The 17810-nt window shown below is 49.3% G+C and carries 15 protein-coding genes; 4 read left to right on the top strand and 11 right to left on the bottom strand.

The window, feature by feature from the left end; translation table 11 throughout:
- Positions 1-37: 37 nt before the first annotated feature.
- From era to IPL71_RS25150, 8 genes are all read right to left on the bottom strand, one after another.
- Positions 38-970 (bottom strand): GTPase Era, encoded by a 933-nt coding sequence (era, locus tag IPL71_RS25185; RefSeq protein ID WP_345326458.1) that lies wholly within the window; start codon positions 968-970, stop codon positions 38-40.
- The gene (locus IPL71_RS25180; protein ID WP_345326457.1) at positions 967-1845 is read right to left on the bottom strand and encodes a DMT family transporter; all 879 of its coding nucleotides are present in this window, start codon (positions 1843-1845) and stop codon (positions 967-969) included. The genes era and IPL71_RS25180 overlap by 4 nt, the downstream gene beginning before the upstream one ends.
- A gap of 137 nt (positions 1846-1982) precedes the next feature.
- Positions 1983-2798 (bottom strand): ABC transporter permease, encoded by an 816-nt coding sequence (locus IPL71_RS25175; RefSeq protein WP_345326455.1) that lies wholly within the window; start codon positions 2796-2798, stop codon positions 1983-1985.
- Positions 2799-2850: 52 nt separating this feature from the next.
- The gene (gene modA / locus IPL71_RS25170) at positions 2851-3705 is read right to left on the bottom strand and encodes a molybdate ABC transporter substrate-binding protein (protein WP_345326453.1); all 855 of its coding nucleotides are present in this window, start codon (positions 3703-3705) and stop codon (positions 2851-2853) included.
- A 97-nt stretch (positions 3706-3802) separates the two neighbouring features.
- The gene (gene tsaA / locus IPL71_RS25165; protein WP_345326451.1) at positions 3803-4288 is read right to left on the bottom strand and encodes a tRNA (N6-threonylcarbamoyladenosine(37)-N6)-methyltransferase TrmO; all 486 of its coding nucleotides are present in this window, start codon (positions 4286-4288) and stop codon (positions 3803-3805) included.
- Positions 4266-4811 (bottom strand): helix-turn-helix transcriptional regulator, encoded by a 546-nt coding sequence (locus IPL71_RS25160; RefSeq protein ID WP_345326449.1) that lies wholly within the window; start codon positions 4809-4811, stop codon positions 4266-4268. The genes tsaA and IPL71_RS25160 overlap by 23 nt, the downstream gene beginning before the upstream one ends.
- Before the next feature lie 57 nt (positions 4812-4868).
- Positions 4869-6560, bottom strand: a complete 1692-nt coding sequence (locus IPL71_RS25155) for an elongator complex protein 3 (protein WP_345326447.1) — start codon at positions 6558-6560, stop codon at positions 4869-4871.
- Between the two features lie 19 nt (positions 6561-6579).
- Complete coding sequence (locus IPL71_RS25150; RefSeq protein ID WP_345326445.1) at positions 6580-7335, bottom strand: phosphoadenylyl-sulfate reductase; 756 nt, start codon at positions 7333-7335, stop codon at positions 6580-6582.
- 59 nt (positions 7336-7394) lie between these two features.
- On the opposite strand from IPL71_RS25150, the gene IPL71_RS25145 reads away from it, so the two are divergent.
- Positions 7395-8111 (top strand): class I SAM-dependent methyltransferase, encoded by a 717-nt coding sequence (locus tag IPL71_RS25145; protein ID WP_345326443.1) that lies wholly within the window; start codon positions 7395-7397, stop codon positions 8109-8111.
- Here IPL71_RS25145 and IPL71_RS25140 read toward each other — a convergent pair.
- The 3 genes from IPL71_RS25140 to IPL71_RS25130 all read right to left on the bottom strand — a co-directional run bounded on the left by IPL71_RS25140 (position 8090) and on the right by IPL71_RS25130 (position 14835).
- Complete coding sequence (locus IPL71_RS25140) at positions 8090-11200, bottom strand: histidine kinase N-terminal 7TM domain-containing protein (protein ID WP_345326442.1); 3111 nt, start codon at positions 11198-11200, stop codon at positions 8090-8092. The genes IPL71_RS25145 and IPL71_RS25140 overlap by 22 nt on opposite strands.
- 186 nt (positions 11201-11386) lie before the next feature.
- Positions 11387-12376, bottom strand: coding sequence for a hypothetical protein (locus tag IPL71_RS25135; protein ID WP_345326441.1), 990 nt, complete (start codon positions 12374-12376; stop codon positions 11387-11389).
- 23 nt (positions 12377-12399) lie between these two features.
- The gene (locus IPL71_RS25130) at positions 12400-14835 is read right to left on the bottom strand and encodes a hypothetical protein (RefSeq protein WP_345326439.1); all 2436 of its coding nucleotides are present in this window, start codon (positions 14833-14835) and stop codon (positions 12400-12402) included.
- Positions 14836-14929: 94 nt separating this feature from the next.
- Here IPL71_RS25130 and IPL71_RS25125 point away from each other — a divergent pair, with 94 nt between their 5' ends.
- The 3 genes from IPL71_RS25125 (at position 14930) to IPL71_RS25115 (ending at position 17715) form a co-directional block, all read left to right on the top strand.
- Positions 14930-15943, top strand: coding sequence for a GNAT family N-acetyltransferase (locus IPL71_RS25125; protein ID WP_345326437.1), 1014 nt, complete (start codon positions 14930-14932; stop codon positions 15941-15943).
- 193 nt (positions 15944-16136) lie between these two features.
- Entirely contained in the window at positions 16137-17009 is an 873-nt protein-coding gene (locus IPL71_RS25120; protein ID WP_345326435.1) for a fumarate hydratase, read from the top strand.
- Positions 17010-17094: 85 nt separating this feature from the next.
- Positions 17095-17715 (top strand): FumA C-terminus/TtdB family hydratase beta subunit, encoded by a 621-nt coding sequence (locus tag IPL71_RS25115; protein ID WP_345326433.1) that lies wholly within the window; start codon positions 17095-17097, stop codon positions 17713-17715.
- Positions 17716-17810: the final 95 nt, after the last annotated feature.

The following is a 17810-nucleotide window of genomic DNA, read 5'->3' as shown; positions in this document are numbered from 1 at the left end:
GGCATCTCATTGCTTATTACTTATTACTTATTACTTATTACTTCCTCTTTATATATCCAAACTGATTTAACATATTTTGATTATCGCGCCAGTCTTTTGAAACCTTCACGCGCACTTCGAGAAAGACTTTTCGTCCGCCCATTTCTTCGATCTCTTTGCGCGCGGCGGTGCCGATCGACTTGAGCATCTTGCCGCCTTCGCCGATGACGATTCCCTTTTGTGATTCACGTTCCACGAAAATAGTCGCGGCGATGTAGGCCATGCCGTTTTCGCGCTCTTTGAATTCGTCAATGCGGACAGCCAGACTGTGCGGCACCTCATCGCGTAATATCTTCAGGCATGATTCACGGATCAAGTCTGATGCGATGTCGCGCTCGTAAGAGTCTGTCACTTGTTCTTCGGGATAATCGGCTTCTCTCTCTGGAAGCATGCTGATCAGTTTCTCGCGCAGTTCATCCAGCCCGAGCTTTTTCGTCGCAGACACTTTCATAGCGCCTGTGTTGAGCCCGGTCGAAACATCGGCATGATTTAGCAAATTGGAGAATGTATATACCCGGGCAGTTTCCTCTTCAGGGGTGAGCGTATCTATTTTATTGAGGACCAGCAACCGTTGAGCGCGAAGCGGAAGTTTGTTAAGCAGGTCCGCGATGCGGATGTCATCCTCTGTGGGTTCGTCGGAAGAATCCACCAGCCAGATAATGATGTCCACGCCGTCTGCGGCTTCTTCGGCTTCATAGTTTAGGAACTCGCCCAGTTTATGACGGGCTTGATGGATACCGGGCGTATCGACAAAAACGAGCTGGGCATTTTCAATGGTGAGAATACCAAGCTGACGGCGGCGCGTGGTTTGCGGGCGCGGTGAAACGGCGGCAACTTTTTGCCCAAGCAATGCATTGAGCAAAGTGGACTTGCCCACATTGGGGCGTCCGATAATGGCGATAAAACCTGAGTGATGCGCTGTACTTGTCATGATTGTTTTGTTTTCCAGTTTACAACGGCAAGACTTGCAATGATCAATGCGCCACCTGCGAATAATTGCCAGGATAGTTTTTCATTGAGGAAGATAACACCAAGGATAACACCGCCGGGGGGGAAAGTGTATGTGACCATGGTGGTGCGGGTGGGGCCGATCTCGTGTAATAAATAATAATTGAGGGCCATGGCGATTCCTGAGCCAAGGATGCCGAGCCATAGGGCCGCGATCCATGTGATGGGCAAAGCAGGGATTTTAAACGGGACTTCTGCCACGGGGCCGATCATCCACATGAAGAGGGTGGCGGTCAGCAGGGGAGCGGCGGCGCGCACAGCGCCTTTGACATGCTGTGTTACTTTGCGGGCATACACGGCGCTGCCTGCATAAAAGAGCGAGGCTAGAATCACTGCGGCCTGCCCTAAAACTGAAACATGCTGGCTTGCAAATAGATCTTCACTTAAAAGGATAATGATGCCGACAAACCCAACCAGCAGCCCGATGACTTTTTGCAGTGTCATTTTGTCATCATGTAAATAGAAGTGAGCGATGATCAAGGTGAAGAGCGGCACTGTTGCATTAAGAATGGCAGCCACGGCTGAGTCTATGCTTTGTTCGCCCCATGAGATGAGGAAGATCGGAATGGCGAGGCTGGTGGGGCCGAGAATGGCGTAGATGCCCCAGGTTTTCCAATCACGCGGCCATACATCTTTTTGGTAGAGCGCTATCGCGACAGCGGTGATTACACCAAATAACATGCGGAAGGCGACCAGCGCCATCGGGCCGACTTCCTGTACGCCGATCTTGATCCACAGGAAGGATGAACTCCAAATAATGCCGAGGGCAATAAATGCGACCCAATGTTTTGTTTTCAATTGAACTCCTGATGTGATTTACCTTTCGACTTGAGTTTATCATTTATACGGATAAAGTCTAATAAGTATATCCATCATTTGTCTTGCGGCTGGTGTTCGCCAGCGTACGCGCAATATGAAAGCTGTGATCGTAGATGCTACTCTTCTTCCTTGTCCAATTGTTTGGTGATCAGCAATAGAATCACCGAAACCAGAATCAAGACCACTGACAAGGCCATTGCCACGCCGAGGTTGCGTTCAAACCCAATGTAAATGGCGATCGGCATGGTCTGGGTGACGCCTTCCAAATTCCCGGCAAATAAGATCGTCGCGCCAAATTCACCAAGGGCGCGCGTCCAGGTGAGGATGGCTCCACTGGCAAGTGCGCGGATGGCAATTGGAATCATGACTTCGTAAAATAATTGCCATTGATTTGCCCCTTCCACATAGGCAGATTCTTCAAGCTGCTTATCAATGTGCGCGAATCCAATTCGCGCCGAACGGACATACAAAGGTGCTGCCACAAATATTTGCGCCATAATGACTGCGGTTGTGGTGAATGGAATGCTGATTCCGATATCATTCAGGAATGCGCCGAATAACCCCCTACGCCCAAAAGCGATCAGCAACGCCAGCCCCGCCACGGAAGGCGGCAAGACAATCGGCAGGTCGAGAATTAATTCCAGCCATGCTTTGAACCTAAATTTCCAGCGTGCCAGAAGATAGGCCAATGGTGTTCCCAGTGCCACAGCAATAAGCGTGGTAATGGAACTGGTGACCAGACTTAATTTAAGCGCCTGAAATGACTGTTGTGAAAGTGCGTTCTCAAAAAAATCAGGCGCGATGGAACGATATGCCAACGCAATTAATGGAAGCGCGAAAAAAGCAAGCAGAATCAAACTGGGTAGAAGGAATATCCATTTTGAATATCCTTCTCCAAAAAAGCGGCTGAAAAGTTTACGAGAGTTGGTCATGTGAATAAAAAGCCGCGGGATGATCATCCCGCGGCTTTTATTTTACTCAAAATTATTTAATCGGGGCAAATCCCCACTTCGCCAAAACGGATTGTCCTTCGGCAGAGAGCACGTATTCAATAAACTGAGCAGCGAGTTCTGTGTTTTCAGAGTTGACCAGTGGTGCAATCGGATATTTCGCGATGACGTTCAAATCGGCTGGGATTTCGATGGTCTTCAAATCAGGTGCGGCTATCGCATCGGACGTGTAGACAATCCCCGCATCTGCTTCGCCAAGCTGAATCTTGGCAACCACCTGTTTGACATTATCTTCATTGGAAACGACATTTGCCAAAACCTTGTCCTTGAACCCTGTTCCAAATGAGGCATCCATGAGATCAAATGCCTGACGTGAATATTTGCCGACTGGGACTTCCTCGGCTGCAAGTACCAGTTTAATCCCCGGGTTTGCAAGGTCTTCCAACTTTTCAAGCGCAGCGGGATTATCCGCAGGCAGGATGACGACCAGTTTATTTGTCAGAAAAACTTGCGCAATATCTGCAGTGACAAAATTGTCTGTTACGAGCGTATCCATCTCTTTGGCATTTGCAGAAGCGAATACATCCACCGGCGCGCCTTCTTCGATTTGAGTCCGCAGGGTTTGCGAACCGCCGAAGTTAAAAGTGGTGGTGACGCCAGGGTTGGCGGCGTCAAATGCTGCGCCGATTTCGATGAAGGCGTCTGTCAGGGATGCGGCGGCGAAAACTGTCAGGGTCTGAGGTTCAGGCTCGGGTGTGGCAGTTGGCGGAACTTCTGTCGGCGCAAGAGTTGGCGCTTCGGCGGCAGAAGCAGGCGTCGGGGCGGATGATGCGCCGCAGGCTGTCAAAAAGATGGACAGCAAAAGAGTCAGGGATATTAATCGTTTCATGGAATCTCCTTCTGTGTAACAATGATTGGGAGTTTTGTACTCACTCAGTGAGTATATCCAGAAACCTTATGCCTGACAAGTGATTAATCACATGGCTTTATGGGTGGGCACGATTGGCGTACCAGCCGAGTTTTTCAACTGTGTGAACATCGAATTCGGGGATGTATGGTTTGATATCAAGCAGCGGGGTTCCGTCGAGCATGTCCACCCATTCAATTTGCAAACGTAAACCGGTTTGTTGAATCAAACGCACAACAGAAAACCCGATCGGATTGGGGCGTTGATAAAAACGGGTGGCAAATACGCCGTGAGTTTTCTCATCCAAAAAAGGTTTGACCCATAGTTCCTGGCTGTGAAGCGCTTCGTGAAAAACATAAATCAGGATGAGGTGCGAGAGTCCGTCGATGCTTTTTAGCCCTGCTTCGTATTCTGGGAAAACTTCGATTTCTCCAGACGCGGTGGAACGCGAAAATTGAATGGGTGTTTCAGATTTTTCCTTGAATGGCGTGTGAATGACGCCAATGGGCTTCATGCAAAATTCCATGTTGACTCTGCCTTCGCTAAAAAAATTGCCGGGTTTCATCCAGCCATTCCAAAACAAATCGCAATTGTTTCAATCGCATTTCGAGACTCAGGCGGTTGTAGAGCTGGTCATTGGGTAATGCAGCCAGTGTTTTTTCCAGTCGTTGAATGTGTGTGACGGCTTCGGCGCGCTGTTGTTCAAAAGCCTTCGCAATTTTTTTTGGAAAAAATAATTTTAGAAAATACAGGCGGGTGATGAATTCCATGCGGATGGCGCGGGTGCTGCCGCCGCTGGGAGCATGAAGCCAGTCTAAAAAATTTTGGCGGCCCTGTGCGGTCATTTGCAATACCTGACGGCTGGGAAGTTTTTCCTGTGGAATCTCTTCCACTGAAATATCGCCGCGCGTTTCGAGTCGTTTCAGAATCGCGTAGGCCTGACTCTGGCTGAGATGCCAGACCTGACCGAGGTCTGTGTTTACTTTGCGGTGCAGGTCATAACCGTGTCCGGCTTCTTTATAGAGCAGACCGAGTAATGCCATTTCAGGAGAAAGCGTGCCAATGTGATGTGGTTTTTGATTTGTCATAATATTTTTACGCCGGTATGGCAGGCAGCGAAATTGTAAAAATACACATTCTGTAAATTAGATCTGCTTTGCCAGATAATATTCGCCGCGTTCAAAGCCGCGATCCAAATAGTAGTGACGTGTTCCAATCGCTGAGATAACGGCAAGTTTCTCAAAACCATGTTTTCGCGCCACGCTTTCAGCTTCTTCAAGCAGACGGGTGCCAAGCCCCAAATGCTGGGCCGCGCCGGTTTGTTCCGCGCCGACTGCGAGTGACTGTCCGTAGACATGCACTTCGCGGATCAATGCTGCGTTATCAAGATCAGACATGCCTGTCAGTGTCGCATCTTTGGCTGGCAATGACAAACGGATAAATCCCGCGAGTCCATCATCGGGGGTGATGAAGGAAATGAAATGTTCTTCGGCTGTGCCAGCCTGATAGGTGAGATCATCAAGGCGCAGGGTTTCTGATTCGACAGTTTTTCCGCGCACTTCACGGCAGCGAATACACTGACAATGCGTGCCGCGCTCTTTCATGATCGCCTGAATATCCTGCCGCAGACTGGTTCGCGTATTTCCTTCCACTACGTTGTTTCCGGGAATATCACGGATGACACGGTTGACCCGACAATAACGCGGAATGGTGGGTTTGATGTTTGCGATCAGATCCACTAATTCTTCAGTGGAGTACGGATGAAATTCTCCGCGCTTCCAGTATTCATATAGTTCGGCATTTGCCAGTAATTGATTCGGATAGATCTTGATTTCATCGGGACAAAAATCCTGCCAGAATTTGGCGAAGTCTGTGCGGTCTGATTCAGGAGTCGCACCTAAAAGATTCGGCATCCAATGCAGAACGATCTTGAAGCCGGCGGCGCGCAGCAGGGCAGTGGCCTTGCGCGTAGACTCTACATCATGTCCGCGTTTGTTGATCTCCAAAATATGGTCATCAAAACTTTGCGCGCCCATTTGCACTTTGGTCACACCGAGGTGACGCAGCCAGCGCAATTCATCGGGATTAATTTCATCAGGCCGGGTCTCGATCACCAGTCCCACATTGCGATGCATCGCAGTTTCATTTGTGGCCTGCGCCTGCGCGATGTCCACTCCGGCAGTTTCTACTTTATCGGCGTGATCGCGCAGTGCGCCTCTTTCAGTTTCATTCATCGCATCGAAACAGCGTTTGATGAACCATTCCTGATAATCGCGTCTGTACGATGACCATGTGCCGCCAAGGATCAATAATTCGATCTTATCTGTTGGGTGGCCGAGATTTTCAAGCGCAAGAATCCGCGCGTAGACTTGTTCATAAGGATCAAACTCATGCTGCAAGGCACGCATCGCGCCCGGTTCGTCGGGCAGATAACTCTTCGGCATACGCACATCGGTCGGGCAGAAGATGCATTTGCCCGGGCATGGATACGGTTTCGTTAAAACAGTGACCGTGGTCACACCGGAAAGCGTGCGCATCGGTTTCATGCGGATGCGCTCCAGCAGACCGCGGTCGGGTTCAATCGTGCCTGCCGCCACCATTTGATTATATGCAGCCACCAAAGCCGCTTTCGTTAAGTAACCTTCACCACCCTCCAGTGGATGAGTCCGCAGGGCACGCATTACCTCTGTCCCTTCGCGGATTTCCTCCAACACGTGATGCGCCAGCGTGAGTTTCTCTGGTGTGAGGGTATTATTTTTTTTCCAGCGTTGTCGTCGTTCAGAAGTTTCCATAAATTTTTCTATAAGGATGGCAGGTTTTAATTTTTCTTTTGCCAACTAAAGCCTGTATCCTGAATTAACTGTGCTCCAATTTTTCCACCTTGGCGGCATCCGTTTGAAATTCAACCTGCGCCTCGGTAATATTCTTTTTGCTAAACATGGTTGTGTGCAGCCCGCATTCCACTTTGCCGCGGCCCGCCCAACGACCGGCGCGTTCGTCATCGTTTATGCCAATGGCGATCGTACAGGGCGCGCAGCCCACACTGCGATAGCCTTTTTCATACAACGGATGTTTTGGAAGATGATGTTCTTCCGTGTAACGCTGCACATCTGCCTTCGTCCAGTTTAATAATGGATTGACCTTTAATAACCCATCATCCTGCAGTTCTAAAATTTTTGCGTGTGCACGCACCGCGGTCTGATCGCGGCGGATGCCGCTGATCCATGCTTTAATATCCTGCAAAGCTTTTTGCATGGGCTGAACTTTATGCAGGTAACAACACAAGTTCGGATCTTCAAGCGGCAGCGTGCGCGTGTTTTGGCGGGCAAACACATCCCAGCGTGTATCTCGATACAGATCAATTACATTGATCTTCCATTCAGATGCCACCTGCTCACGGAACATCAGCGTTTCCCAAAAATGATAACCTGTATCAATGAAGAAGACAGGCAGTCCGCGCTTGATGCTTGTTGCCATGTGCAGCAACGGCATGGATTGTGTTTGGAACGATGAACTCATTGCAATCTCGGGCCAAAAGGTTCCCACTGCCCATTCGATGATCTCCTGCGGGGTCTTCGTTTCAAATTCCTCTGAAAGTTTTTTGATTTCCATTACCGATAACATGCTGGGATTATACCGTTACATACTGCCCGAATGGGTATAATGCCGTTATGAATTCACTCACAGCGCAGCGACTGCTGGCCATTAATCACGAATTTTATAACCGTTTTGGCGATCAATTTTCAGCCACACGTCAGCGTTTGCAGCCCGGCGTAAAAAAAATCCTCGATTCAATTCAGGAGGATGTCTCCGTTTTGGACCTGGGATGCGGCAACGGGCATTTTCTACACGAGATCAGTAAACGTGGCCACAAACAACCGCTTCTCGGCGTAGATTTTAGCCTGCCTCTGCTCCGAGATGCAGAATCAGCGCCGGGAGTGATCTTCCGCGAAGTTGATCTGTCGCAGTTATCAGCAGTCAGTGATCAGTTATCAGTGCCCGGCGGCTGGGATGTGATTACGATGTTCGCAACGCTTCATCATATTCCGTCTGTTGAAATGCGTTTGGATATTTTGAGAACTGTTAGGAAAATATTGAAACCCGATGGAAAATTTATCCTGTCGAACTGGCAGTTTTTAAATAGTGCGAAACTCAAGTCACGGATTCAACCCTGGGATAGAGTTGGCGTCAACGAAAATGATTTGGATCAGGATGATTATTTATTGGATTGGCGCAGCGGGGGAGAGGGGCTGCGGTACGCACACCATTTTTCAGCGCAAGAACTGCTTGGGTTGGCCGGACAGGCTGAAATGCGTGTGACCGCGTCTTTTCCATCCGATGGTGATGGCGGAAATTTAGGACTGTATCAGGTTTGGGAATCTGTCTGAGTCGCTTCGTTCACAAATACACAATTGCGTCCGGCATGTTTGGCGCTGTAAAGAGCAGAATCGGCTTTTTCGATCAGCGTGCTTAATGTATCCATTTTTTCAGCTTCTGCAACACCAATGCTGATCGTGATGCGCAGCGGGCCGGCCTCTGTGGCGAAAGGCTCTGCCATAATTGCTTGCCGCAGACGTTCAGCGACAAGCCGCGCAGATTCAAGATGAGTTTCGGGCAGCAGGACTACAAATTCCTCACCGCCATATCTGCTGACGAGATCAACGGCGCGCGAACCTGAGACGCAGCGCTGCGCCAATTTGTGAAGCGCCTGATCTCCGGTTGCGTGCCCGTAATGGTCATTGACTCGTTTGAAGTGATCAATATCAAACATCATGGCGCAGAAGGGACGGCCAATGCGGCGCGAACGTGAGAATTCAAATTCTCCAACTTCAAATAAACCGCGGCGGTTGTATTTGCCGGTCAACGGCTCCGTGATGGCCTGCTTCTCTGCCTTTTCATAGATGCGTGAATTTTCAAGCGCAACAGATACCTGATCTGCAAACGCCGCGACCAGGGTGATATTTTCCTGTGTAAACTGATTGGGCATCGTACTGTCTATGGTCAGCAGGCCGATAATGCGCTCTTGAAAGATAAGGGGAATGCCCAGCCAGGAGTGAATGTGGTTGTGCGGCGGTTTTTGAAACTCAGTGTATATATCGCCTATTTCTGGCAGAAGATACGGTTTTCCGGTTTGCATTACGATTGTATTTGGGTTATTTCCCGGAACGGGGAAGCGCATCCCGATCACAGCTTTTGCATCGATGAAGCCTTTTCCGCCTATGATTTCCAGTTCATTTTCATTAAGCAATTGGACAGATGCTGTGTCATAAGGGACTACTTGTTTAAGTTGTTCAAGAATGCGTTCCACGGTTTCTTTGATTTCAAGAGTTTCCGTGATGGCCGCGCCTGCTTTTCTAAGCGCTTCAGAAGTATCAGCGCGCCGCTGCGCCTGCTCCACGGCTTTGAATTTTTCCAACGCAAGTGACATCAGACTGGTAGCTTGTTCGCAGAGCGCGACTTCCTCCGGTTGAAAGTGATGATATTCATTGAATGAAAGGAGGATGGCGCCAAGTTTGTTTTTTGCCGCGATCAATGGCAGTACGATCAGCGAGCGTGATGGACAATGTTTGGCGATCTCATGTTCAAGATACGGTGAGTTGAGAGCATCGTCCACGATCAGGGTATGTCCTGCGTTTAGGGCTAATTCTGTAAATGTGTGTTCACCTGAAACAGGCTGAAGGGGTAGGTAGGTGTCTCCACTGGTGCCATAGGTGGCGAGTTGGGAGGTTTGTGTGTGGTCTGCGTCCCAGAGGGTGATGAAACATTCGTTGGCGTTGATCAGCCTTGCCAGCCGGTCTACAATATCTTCTGTCATGTGTCTTAGAGTTTTTGCCTGCAATGCTTCACTGACAATATCCTGCAACAGGCTCAAGGCTTGTTGACGGCGGATCAGTCTCTGTTCGGTTCGGACGCGGGTTTCTGCCGAGCCAAAAATGCTGGCGGTAATGTGCAGGGCTTCGAGTTCTGTGCCTGTCCAATGACGTTCATAGGTACATTCATCGAAGCCGATGAAGCCCCACCATTGATTATCCACAAAGATGGGGATGAGCGCCATCGAAAGAATGCCTTGATCTTGCAATGCCAATTGTTCAGTTTCGGGAAATTCACGCAGGAGGCCGCGGATCATTTTTCCTTTTGAGAGAGATTCCTCCCAGCGCTTAAAACCCGCTTCACGAAGATTGATATGCTGAAGATTGGGGTTGTTGATTTGGGGTGTAACTCCGGGTGCCGACCATTCATAGCATTGACTGGTATGGATGATGCCTTTTTCATCCGAGTAATTCATGAAGACATAGACCCGGCTGATACTGATGGCTTGTCCGATACTTTCCAATACAGCGGGTATATTATGCTCCCATGTGGATTCTTTTAGAAATTGTTCAGCGGCTAGGCTGATGGCTGACATCATGGTTTCGCGTCTGCTGAGCGCGGTTTCTGCTTTTTTGCGTTCCGTGATGTCGTGCAGAACGATCATGTGATCGGGTCCGGCCTGATTTTTGGAAGCTGATGTCGTGGACACCGGTGCAATGTTTACTTCAAAAACTCGGGCTTGATCTTCTTCTCCGATCGTGATCTCCGATTGATGTTTGGCTGAAGCGAGCGCCTCGCCATATTCTTTGGAGATGTAATTAAACGGTTGTCCGAGTGTATCCACCTCAGAGCGGTTAAGCAATTTTTCGATCAATGGATTGATATACAGCACGCGTTTATTTTTGTTGATTACGATCACGCCATCAGCCATGTTTTTTAGCACGGTGAGATGCTCAAGCGGCAGGATTTCCAACAGGTGATAGCGTGTGATCGCCCACGAAAGGCCAAGCCCTGTGGGGAGGAAGAAAAGCGGTGTGAAGTCGAGGTTGTTGACCGGGTTTACTTTTGCAATAAAAATGAGACTGCCCAGCCAGGGCGCAAGGATTCCAATAACGATCAAACTGACCTGAATCCGATATACGCCCGGTCTTTGTATCATTTCAATCACAAGTAGCAGGCTCGCCACAAGTACAAGGATATAGGAGTAGATTACCTGCACCCAAAAGAAAATGCCATAACGGATATCTAGTAATGTCAGTCCGCTGGAGCCGTTGATGGATTCCGCATCCCATACAAGATGGTGGTAACTGTTCGTCCAGACCAGAATTACGATCAGTACGGGCATAACCCAAAGCAAAATTCGCCACTGCCGGGTTAGCAGATGGCTTTTTCCGATAAATTCGAGGGAGAAGATCAGGAGGAAGACCGGGATGGACACGATCCCGACATATTCGATGTTTGTAAACAGTAATTTTAAAGCAAGCGATGGCGCAAAAATTTCGAGACCATATGCGAATGACCAAATAGCCATGCCAAGCATCGTCCATGCAAATGTGGTCACCGCGATTGCCGGGCGTTTACGCCATGCAAATAACCCCAGCCATGCGTAAATGACCGCAGTCAGGAAGTAAATGAAAGGTACGTAAAGATCAGGACGGTTTTGCATGTTTTTTACTTGGTGAAAAAAAGAACATACAATAATTGTATACAGAATTTGTTTCTATTACATTGCAAATGGGTCAAAATACTCGTTTTTTGCTTATTTGTTAGTTTTGTTTCTTTGCGCTTGATTTACGGTTTTGAGGAGGTTTTAAGAAAACTTTGCGTGAATAACAACGCAATTTTTTTTATTCTATAAGATCACCAATTGCGGGTTGACGACATATTGCCACCAGTTATTGTGTATTCCATTTTTACGTCCGGCAACGCGTGGGAAGTGGTTGAACCACCATTTGTGATGTTCGCGGATATCGCCGTTGCCCCATTCTGAGGCGGCGACGATGCGTTTGTCACCTTTGAAGTTGGGAAAATTCAATTGCCAGTCGTGACATTCGCTGATCACAGGCGCCGGGTTGTTCCAGTCGTAATCCCGTTGACTATTTGGCGCGAAGTGAATGTTTCCGCAGGCTGATTTCCCTGGTGCAGATTTTTCATAGCGGATGAAACGTTTCCATAAATTTGCATCCCCGTTCAATTTGCTGAAGGTTCTTTCCATGATCGATCTGGCGCGATGACCATAAGCCTCCTGCATTTCGCCGATATATCTTTCAAAAGAATAGCCCATCACCACAAAACGGCGTTTGCTGGCTTCTGTGTTTTTCAACGGAGGCGCATTACACCAGAAAGCTCCCGGCCCGCCCATGGTGGATTCGTAGAGTCCTGCGTGAGGAAAACCGAAGATCCATACTTCATCAATTTCATTGTTTGCCACACATTGTAAAATATTATATTTACCCAGGATGGCATTGTAATTAATTTCCACTGGCGTGTGCGCTGCTGCCTCGCCGCGTAAAACGCTCATATACGTTTGCGGCGTGTATTGAAAGTTATCTGTCTTGGCCGGGAATTCATCCACATCCACGCGCTGGACGATTTGGAAACGCGCCATGCCGCCGCTGACCTGGAGCATATCTGCCATGAATCCGGTGATCAAGTCGGCGGGGCGGTACCATCTTTGTTGTTGAGAAAGTGTCACTCCTGTGGATTTATCCATGATCGGGTCGTACACGATCACCAATACTTTACACAGGGTGATCTGCGCGGGTTCTGTGGCACTGTCGGCAGGATATTTCGCCTGGGCGGGTTTGAAGAAGTTGAAGAGCGTGTTTAAGAAGTTAGGCATAAATTCTCCACATATCCGGCATATTATGGCATGCCTGTTGCGAAATAAACCTGTCCATTCACTGCAAGATATAACACATGGTTTGGCCCAACGGTGACGGCGCCCACCGGTCCGGATGGAATCGGATTCGCATTCCCGGTTGTTGGGCGGAATTGATTCTGTAACTCAAGAGAGCGCGGCGCAAAACGTAATACGCCTTGTGTGTCGGCGTCCAATAAAAGGATGGATGGGTCAGGCGGGGCGGTGAACAACATTTGTGTGAAGTGCGCGTTCCCGAACAGATCTATATCCTGATAAGCGGCAAACGGATTAATTAAGGGGGTAGGGTCTTGATAACGATTGGGCGCTGATTCGATGCGGCTGTATGAACTGGTGGAGAGATGTCCATCGGCATGAAGCATGAAGAGGTCATCTCCGGCGATGACGAGATCGATCACATCCTGAGTTGGGGTTCGTTCGCCAAAGAAAAAGTAGGGACGGTCAATAAATGTACTGTCTTTGCCGGTGTAGACCCAGACCGCGCGGGCGGGAGCATCCAGCACATAGAGATTGCCGCTGTCCAATGTAAATGAAGTGACACGCCCCCAGTTGGTATCGGGCGGAGGCAGGGGAATGGCTTGCGCCACTTGTCCGGGAGCGCAATAAAGAAGATTGCCTGTGGCGTCTATGCCGAGCAAGGTGGCATTGATCGAATTCAGCGCGGGCATTGCCAGTATGTCCACCAGCGGACCGACGGTGTAGCTGCCATAAAGACCGGGTTTGCAATTGAAGGTTGTGTCCAATTGGAAGCCGCGCCCGTTGGTTAATTCAGCGCGGAGCACTTCGCCATTGGCGGCGTTGAGCATGAACAGATCCAGTTCACTGGCTGCCATGCGGCTGATCTCGATTCCCAAATTACTGCTGAATACAGGATTAAATTGCATTCGTGTGATACCTAGCAGGGTATCGAGATTGGCGTTCGCTTCCTGACGGAGTGTGATGGTTTCAGAAGTTTCGCGGTGAGATTCTGCAATATCCACATTCAGTAAAACATTTTCCCAGGTGATGCGTTGTTCCACCGGGTTGGTTTGGGTCAGGGCTTGCGCTTTCATTTCCTGCGCCTGCCCCAGATACGTCTCGTATTGTTGACTGCGCCCATAGCGCAGATACACCACGCTCGCAATGGTCACCACCATTAAGGGGATCAGGACCGCCATGAACATCATCGTTGCGCTGGAAGGCATAATGACTTCATTGGTTTCTGTATTTGGCAATAAGCGCGGCAGGAAATTTTTTAATTTCTCGCCGATGGTTTCGCTGATGCGCCGTGTGGATTGTATGCCGGTTGCGATCAGCTTCGCGGTTTGACGTGTCCGTGCGGAGGGTTCGCGCGGCGGCTCGGGTTGTTTGACCGGCGCAGGCAAAACGATTTTTTCGGCTTCGCTTTTTTCTTCCGGTATGGTTTTTATTTCATCTGCGGGAGAATCATTTTTTTCGACAAGCGGTTCGCTGGCAACTGGCTGGGCTTGAGGTTTGATGCGCGGAATGGATGCAGGGAATTCGCGCGGCCCTGTGCGCGGCAAACTTGCCAGGGGATCGGGTTTAACATTTTGTTCTTTTGGTTGTGTTTCTTCCAGTTGCGGCGGAATTGTATAATCCGCAGGCTGCACCATGTGTGCGGAGAATTCAGGATCAGGCTCGGGCGTGGATACTGCTTCTTCGAGGCTGGGCAGGTTGTTCGTTAAAGGAAGATCCGGCTTGTGCTTCTCATCCTCTTGCTCTTTCAGCTCAGCCGTCCCCTTTAAAAGAGTTAAGAGTCCCGTGCCGTCTGTGGCTTGCATCAAGACGGCGTTTAAGTCGCCGCTGGTGAGTGTGGTTAATCGGCGGCGCATTGCATCGAGTGAAGAAGGGGTTGGGTCTTCGAGTGTACTATCCCACGCGCTTGGCGCTCTGCCATAAAAGAGCAGACGGTCGCCGGCGCTTAAAGAAGTTTGGGCGTAATGAATGCTGGTTACTGGATGAACGCCCAGACCTTTGCCAGATACGATCGGTTCGTGAATGTGACGCATTTCACTCTGACCAAACCAAAACACATGCATCGGCCCGCTTAATAAAAATGTGCATTGTGTATCACGCAGTGCGGCAAGCGTCAGCCAGCCGACCGCGTATTGGCCCTGTCCGCTGGTGGTCATATTTCGTTCGAGCAAAACCTTGTTAACTGATTCCGTTGCGGCGCGTAATGCGCTGGTCAACGCGCCGGGTGTCTGATAAAAAATAGTTGAAGCATCAATTGCAACCTGCATATATTCGCTGGTTGAAAAAGTGGAATTGCCGGTAAGCAGCAAATACACCAACAGCCGGTCTTTTTCGCGTCCGCGTGCGGCATTCGGCGGAGGCATAACCGCGAGTAGGCCGGGTAAACTGGCGATTTCCTGTCCGCTGATACGATAAATGGGTGAGAGAGTGAGATCAAGAGTCATGTAAGAAAAAACCTTGAATGCCTATCCAGAAGGGTGCGTTTGTTGTTCTTCAAGATATGCTTCACCATCATTATACTGGTAAAATTCGGCGGCCATGAAATATACACTTCACAAAGATTTTTCTGAAATAAATACACAGGAATGGAACGACCTTGTACAAGGTTCGGTCAGTGATAATCCTTTTTTGCGTTATGAATATCAACGCGCCTGGTGGGAACATCGCGGCGGCGGTGAATGGGCAAATGCCCAACTGGTTTTGGTCACTGCCCGCGAAGATGAAAAACTGATCGGCATCGCGCCGCTCTTTATTTCAGAATACGACGGCCAGCCTGCGCTTCTTTTAAATGGCAGTATTGAAATCTCTGACTATCTGGATCTGATCGTGCGGATGGACGACCACGCACATTTCATCACCGGATTATTAGACTTCCTCGCATCTTCCCTAGCCGACAGTTGGCGCGGTCTCGATTGGTATAACCTCCCCGATTCATCTCCCACCCTCGCCGCCCTCAAAGCAGAATCTGCACAACGCGGCTGGACTCACCTCGAAGAGATGTATCGTCCCACGCCGCGCATCGCCCTGAATGGTGACTTTGACGAATATCTCTCGCGCGTGGAAAAGAAACAGCGCCATGAGATTCGCCGAAAAATAAGACGAGCCGAAGAGAGTGAACGCGGTGTACGCTGGTTCATCTCAGACATGGCCGATGTAGATGCTGAGATCGATGCGTTTCTCGGTCTGATGGAACAGGATCAAGGCAAGGCTGGCTTTTTGCAGGAATCCATGCGCGATCAAATGCGCGCCGTCATCCGCACGGCGCACGAAAACGGCTGGCTCTGGCTGGCCTTCCTCGAAGCAGATGGTCAACGCATCGCGGCTGCGCTCAACTTTGATTACAACAATAAATTATGGGGTTATAACGCAGGCGTCAACCGCGCCTTTATGGATCTTTCTCCCGGCTGGGTCTTGCTGGGATATGTGCTCCAGTGGTGCTGTGAAAACAAACGCACCGAGTTTGATTTCATGCGCGGTGATGAAGAGTATAAATATCGCTTCGGCGCAGTCAATCAATATGTAATGCGCGTAAAGTTGACACGTAATCAATAGCACAATTATGGAGTCCATCAGCTTGCTGATGGACTTTTAAGAATTTTTTACAGTTAAACTGTCGTAAGTTGGTATTTCTTTATTTCTCATAACAAACGGACAGCTTGCTGTCCTACTCCAGAGTCTTTACTGATTTTTATATGGCATTTTTATATCTTTGGGATTATGATTTGTAACGACATTGGAGGCTCCCATGCGAGATTTAACAAACGAAATCCTTGAATTGATCCGCCGCACATCATCCAGCCTGCCGCCGGATGTAGAGAAGAAACTGCGCGCATCCATTGAAAAGGAAGAACCGGGCTCCACGGCGCGCGGAGCATTGGAAACGATCCTTAAGAATATTGATCTTTCCCGTACACAGTCCACGCCGATCTGTCAGGACACCGGTACACCGATCTTTTATGTGCATTATCCAGTGGGTGTTTCCACGATCAAACTCAAAGCGCAGATCCGCTCTGCGATGGCCGAAGCCACCAAACGGTCCTATATGCGACCGAATGCCGTGGATGCCATCTACGATAAAAATTCAGGTAATAATCTTGGAGGCGACGACTTTCCGTATATCCATTTTGATGAAGTTGAAGGCGACGATCTCACTATCGAGTTAATGCTCAAAGGCGGCGGATGTGAGAATGTCGGCCGTCAATACTCCCTGCCAGATAACACTATTGGCGCGGGGCGTGACCTGGCCGGCGTGCGCAAAGTGGTGTTGGATGCGGTGCAGAAGGCGCAAGGTCAGGGCTGCGCGCCCGGTATTTTGGGCGTTGCCATTGGCGGTGACAGAGGTTCTTCCTATATTAAATCAAAGGAAGTGTTGTTCAGCGAAATGGACACACGTAATGAAGATCCCAAACTCGCAGAGTTGGAAGAACGCCTGACCAGCGAAGCCAATGAACTGGGAATCGGTCCGATGGGATTCGGCGGCAAGACCACTGTGCTGGATACCAAGATCGTTGGTTTGAGCCGCCTGCCCGCCTCATATTTTGTCTCTGTTTCATATATGTGCTGGGCATATCGCCGCCGCAAGATGACGGTAAAGGGCGAAGAGATTATTTACGATTGACGATTTGGGATTTACGATTGGTGGTCGAGTAGCCCCGGATGTTTTTTGAGGGGCATATTGAGACCACTGTTCGCAAGGAGAACCAATGAAACAAATTACTACTCCAATAACTGATGATGTGATCCGTGACCTGAAAGTGGGTGATGCGGTTGCCCTTTCAGGCATGATGATCACTGGGCGCGATGCAGTCCATAAGTGGATGATGGAAACTTTTATTAAGAAGACCCGCCAGCCGCAAGGCGATGACCTTCAGGTGTATGAAGAACTGAAGAGAATCCTGAACGGCTCGGTCATCTATCATTGCGGACCGGTCGTCTCGGGGCTTGATACGAAAGACTATAAATTCGTAGCCGCCGGGCCGACCACTTCCATCCGCGAGGAACCGTATCAGGCTGATGTGATGAAACACTTTAATATCAAAGGTGTGATCGGCAAAGGCGGCATGGGACCAAAGACCCTGAAAGGCTGTGAAGAAACCCCCGCTGTTTACTTCCATGCGATTGGCGGCGCGGCTTCCTATATCGCGCAGACAGTCACCAAAGTGCATGGCGTGTTCAAGTTGGAGTTTGGTGTGCCTGAAGCGATCTGGGTGATCGAAGTAAAAGAATTCCCGGTCGTCGTCACCATGGATTCACATGGTGGAAGTCAACACGCGGTGATCGACGAATCTTCAAAGAAGGTTTTGGAAGATCTGATGTCACGCTAAACAGAAAAATATAATAATAAAAACGGGATTGCCCAAAATGGCAATCCCGTTTTTATTAAAAATGCATATGTCATTGTAAAAAGTCTGATATATAA

This window comes from Candidatus Villigracilis proximus (assembly GCF_016717045.1).
GTDB classification, from domain to species: domain Bacteria; phylum Chloroflexota; class Anaerolineae; order Anaerolineales; family Villigracilaceae; genus Villigracilis; species Villigracilis proximus.
The sequence above is the reverse complement of the archived record's forward strand: the minus strand, read 5'-3'. Positions and strand labels throughout refer to the sequence as shown.